Source organism: Methylobacter svalbardensis (assembly GCF_037671525.1).
In the GTDB taxonomy this organism is placed as follows: Bacteria; Pseudomonadota; Gammaproteobacteria; order Methylococcales; family Methylomonadaceae; genus Methylobacter_A; species Methylobacter_A svalbardensis.
This window is the reverse complement of the sequence record NZ_JAWPOH010000127.1, coordinates 1-4,383: the sequence shown is the minus strand read 5'-3', so window position 1 is coordinate 4,383 and position 4,383 is coordinate 1. Positions and strand designations below refer to the sequence as shown.

General features: G+C 42.8%; 4 protein-coding genes and 1 pseudogene. 3 read left to right on the top strand and 2 right to left on the bottom strand.

Going from position 1 to position 4,383, the window contains the following annotated elements; genetic code table 11:
• Positions 1–290: 290 nt before the first annotated feature.
• Positions 291–923: a helix-turn-helix transcriptional regulator gene (locus tag RW114_RS19990; RefSeq protein WP_340124495.1), complete on the bottom strand. Its 633-nt coding sequence runs from the start codon at positions 921–923 to the stop codon at positions 291–293.
• Between the two features lie 210 nt (positions 924–1,133).
• On the opposite strand from RW114_RS19990, the pseudogene RW114_RS19985 reads away from it, so the two are divergent.
• From RW114_RS19985 to RW114_RS19975, 3 genes and pseudogenes are all read left to right on the top strand, one after another.
• A pseudogene (locus tag RW114_RS19985) lies at positions 1,134–1,500 on the top strand (group I truncated hemoglobin).
• A 74-nt stretch (positions 1,501–1,574) separates the two neighbouring features.
• Complete coding sequence (locus tag RW114_RS19980) at positions 1,575–2,546, top strand: FAD-binding oxidoreductase (protein WP_340124494.1); 972 nt, start codon at positions 1,575–1,577, stop codon at positions 2,544–2,546.
• 3 nt (positions 2,547–2,549) lie between these two features.
• Positions 2,550–3,749, top strand: a complete 1,200-nt coding sequence (locus RW114_RS19975; protein ID WP_340124493.1) for an HPP family protein — start codon at positions 2,550–2,552, stop codon at positions 3,747–3,749.
• 38 nt (positions 3,750–3,787) lie between these two features.
• Here the strand turns inward: RW114_RS19975 and RW114_RS19970 are convergent, their stop codons facing one another.
• The gene (locus tag RW114_RS19970; protein WP_340124492.1) at positions 3,788–4,003 is read right to left on the bottom strand and encodes a LysR family transcriptional regulator; all 216 of its coding nucleotides are present in this window, start codon (positions 4,001–4,003) and stop codon (positions 3,788–3,790) included.
• Positions 4,004–4,383 lie beyond the last annotated feature (380 nt).

Below are 4,383 nucleotides of genomic sequence, written 5' to 3'. Positions count from 1 at the left end.
CGTCCTGGTCACTCGATCGCTACCCAACAAGGGGTAGCTCACATGCTCTCCAATGACTCGACGCGATGTCGGAAAGCCTGTATTTTCACTACGCAAAAAGACGCTTCGTGAAAACACATGCACTATCGCTTCTGGGGACTACTCGACTCCTGTCTCGCAGCGTTCGAATCACTATAGTAGCGATTCGCTATAATATCACCTTTATTTTTCTTGTGGAAATACTGGCTAAACTTTTTGCTTTGTTCAGCAAGCCCAATTTAATTTACTTGGTTAAAGCTACGATGTTTCAGTTATTTGTTGATGATTTTAAAGCGACAAACATTGCCACCTTTTGCCATACACTCCACATGCTCAATATCTTTATCCAGTAAAGAGGACATGAGCGTTCTATCAAATTCGCAAATTTCTTCATGTTTTTGAGCCAAGTCATGATAAATACAATTGCAGGCTTCAATAGTTCGCTCATTACTGCCGGAGTCTGTCATGTTCCTTACATTAAAACCCAATCCATCCATCACTTTCAATAGTGCCTCAATCCGCTCATCTGTCTCTTTTCCTTCAAATTGGGGCAACAGATTTTGTGACAACTTACTGCCCAGCTTATGCAGATAGCGCTGAAAAGCTTCGGAACCGAGTTCGTTTTTTAGGTCAGTAAGAATGAGTTCAGAAAACCAGGCATATTGCTTTGGAAAACTGTTAATTCCTGCTTCTGTCAAAACGAAGCTACGCACCGGACGTCCTGCTGTTTTATTGAGAACACCAGTTTGTATATAACCGTCTCTTTCCAGAACAGTAATATGCTGCTGCACAGCGTTACGGGAAATATTTAATGCAGTGGCGATCTCATCAATACTCAGCCCTGCTTTATTTTCTAGCAGCAGCTTTAAAATTTGATGCTGCCGTGGTCTGATCTTCTCAGTCATAAAAACTCCTTTTATTAGTCCGCTCTATGGCTTTATAAAATAACAAAAACACTGTATTCAATAGCAAAATAACTTATAACATATTTATATTGTTTAAGTTACATTTGTTTGTTATTATTTTCCTGTAGTCGATCCTGTTTGGTTACATTTTGGCTATAACTACTGAAGAAATAATAATAATGACTGACATAAAACAATGAGGAAGCAACAATGAGTCAAACTCTTTATGAAAGAATAGGCGGCGAACCAGCAGTCAATGCAGCCGTTGATATTTTTTACCGCAAGGTTCTGAATGACCACCGTATCAATCGTTTTTTCGACAACGTTGACATGGAAAAACAGGCGGCCAAACAAAAAGCTTTTTTGACTATGGCATTTGGCGGCCCGCATAGTTATACCGGAAGACATGCGTACAGGTCATGCGCACCTGGTCAAGATGGGCTTAGATGATAGTCATTTCGATGCAGTCGTAGAAGATTTGGGGGCAACATTGGTAGAGTTAAATGTCCCACAAGAGCTCATCAACGAAGTGGTGGCCATTTGTGAAACGACACGCAATGATGTATTAGGCAGATAAACAATTTTAACCTTACTCCATAATGTCTTACTTCGACTTGCAAACATTATGGAGTCAGTTTTAACGGTAGCATCATGTACAAATTAACGATTGAAGAAAAGACTTATTCTTGCCAACCGGATGAAACAGTGCTGGATGCGTTATTGCGCGAGAATGTTAATATTTCCTATGCCTGTAAAAAAGGCACATGCCATAGTTGTATGGTGCGCAGTCCCGATACCGTTCCGCCTGAAGCCGCTCAGGCCGGATTAAAGAATACCCTGAAAAAGCACAATCATTTTCTTGCCTGTCTGTGTCATCCAGAACAGGATATGGTCATCAAACTGCCTGATCAATCGGAATTCTATACCGAAGGAACGGTCGTTGTTAACGAAATGCTCAACAGGAATACGCTACTACTGATCATAGCTTTTAAGGATGCGTTCGAATTTAACGCCGGACAATTTGTTAATTTACAGAGAGCCGACGGATTAACGCGCAGCTATTCGATTGCCAATACCCCGCAAGAATCCAATACCCTGGAATTTCATATTCGCCGCTTACCTGGCGGCAAGTTTAGTGAATGGCTACATGATGAAATGAAGGCTGGGGATACCATCGCCGTATCCGAACCGCGCGGGCATTGTTTTTACCTGCCGGAAAGAAGTGAGCAAGGCATACTTCTGGTAGGAACGGGAACCGGCCTGGCGCCACTGGCGGGTATTCTGACCGACGCACTTGCGCAGGGGCATTCAGGCCCCATTTACCTGTTTCATGGCAGTCGTGAAGTTGAAGATCTTTACCGGATTGATGAGATGCGCCAACTTGCCGAACAGCATCAAAATTTTCATTACATCCCCTGCATATCTAGCAATCATGTCCCTGAAGGTTTTAGCCACGGACGTGTCAACGAAGTTGCGTTGACTTCATTAGCTGATTTAAAAGGTTGGCGTGCGTTTCTCTGCGGTCATCCTGAAATGGTCAATCAAATGAAAAAAATGACCTTCCTCAAAGGCGCTGCATCAGCCGATATTTACGCCGATGCTTTTTTGGTTACCCCTACCTGAACGATGTCGCTCATTATGAAGGTTAAGCCGTTTTTTCACTTTATTACCCTTGATCCGGTAAATTTAAGCATCAAAGGCAAGTTTCTTTCCGTTGTTTCCTGTTTCATTGCTATTTTAGTCGTTGCCTGGATAACTCATAAGTTCAGCGCTAGTGCCGCTTACCCGATTATAGTTGCCTCTATGGGGGCGTCTGCAGTGATATTATTTATCATTCCCCATAGCCCGCTTGCGCAGCCATGGCCACTGGTCGGCGGGCAATTGGTATCAGCTTTAGTCGGAATATGGAGTGCTCAGGTAATTACTGATACGGCTTTAGCATCGGCTTGTGCCGTTGGCGGAAGTGTTCTTGTCATGCTTTTGTTTAGATGTTTGCATCCGCCAGGCGCGGCAACAGCGCTTACACCAATCATGGCAGGCGATCCGATAACGTCACTCGGTTATGGTTTTGTGTTGATGCCGGTAGGCTTAAACGTAGTCATTATGCTGATTATGGCGATTGCCATTAACCGTTGGGTTTTGCGTTATGAATATCCTACAGTTCCTCATCTAGCTGACAATAAAAATCATAAACTCAACAGCCTCATTCAACCTACTCAGCGCACCAGCATTTCAGAACAGGATCTGGAACAAGCGCTAGAAAACATGGACATGTTTATGGATGTCTCTGCGGCAGACTTAAGCAAATTGTTTACCGATGCTCAAATGCAAAGTTTTAAACGCAGCAGAGGCAATATCACCTGTGCGGATATTATGGTTAAGAATATACTGACAGTTGAATACGGAACCGATGTTGAAGAGACATGGAAAATTATGCAGAGCGAAAAGCTCAAAGCCATGCCGGTTATTGACAGAGCCAAGCGTGTTATTGGCATTGTCACCTGGAATGACTTTTTTAAATTCATTAACGTGGGCCCTAATGAAACATTTTCTGAAAAGTTTCGAGCTTTTATCCGTCGTACGCCTAATGTAACGACTGATAAACCGGAATCAGTCGGCCATATTATGACAAGGGCAGTTAGTGTCCTGCCGGAAAGCACCCATATTGCCGATCTTATTTCCCTGATGTCAAACCAAGGCTATCGCCAGATTCCGATTGTAAACAATAAAAATCGCTTGGTGGGTATGGTATATCAGGCTAATTTAATTGCCGCACTTTATAACGAAAGCCACGATTACGCCAAAAATAAGCCACTTTTCGTCTAGGCTTTGATGTTGTGTGGCATTAGGTTTTTTCTACAGCTTCAATGATCAAGCAAACTGACGCGTGCTGGCGATGCCGTATGCTTGGGCAAAAAACGCTGCCCTGGGAGCGTCAACGTGGCATCGGAGCGATTGCGCACAAATAAGGTAACGCCAAGATAGGCTTCCAGTCTCTGTATGCGTGTGCTCACTGTCGATTGGGTAACATACAGTCTATTGGCCGCTTCCAGAAAGCTGCCATTGGCGACTACACCCAAAAAAGTTCTAATCTGCTCAATGTCTATAGTTTAGTATCGGATATGCCGCTACTAATGCCCAATAAATATCGTTTGTCTTATATAACGATAAGCTTTTATATCTGCCCAACGCCTCGAAAGGGACAATATTATGCATTTATAATATTTTATGTTATTGATATTTATTGTAATTTAGTCTTTTTCTGCGAAAAAAATTAAGTTTTTCCGACTGAGCCAAATCGTATGGTTAGTATCGTAAGTAATTGAACTAACACTCGATGTTCAAGTTTTTAAATTTTTTGCAGCCTGATTCTTGGAAAATTATCCAGCAGCACGGTACTGTAGCGAAACCGTCGGCCCTAAACGCCCCAAATCCCTCCCAACCATATGTTTTCCAGAAG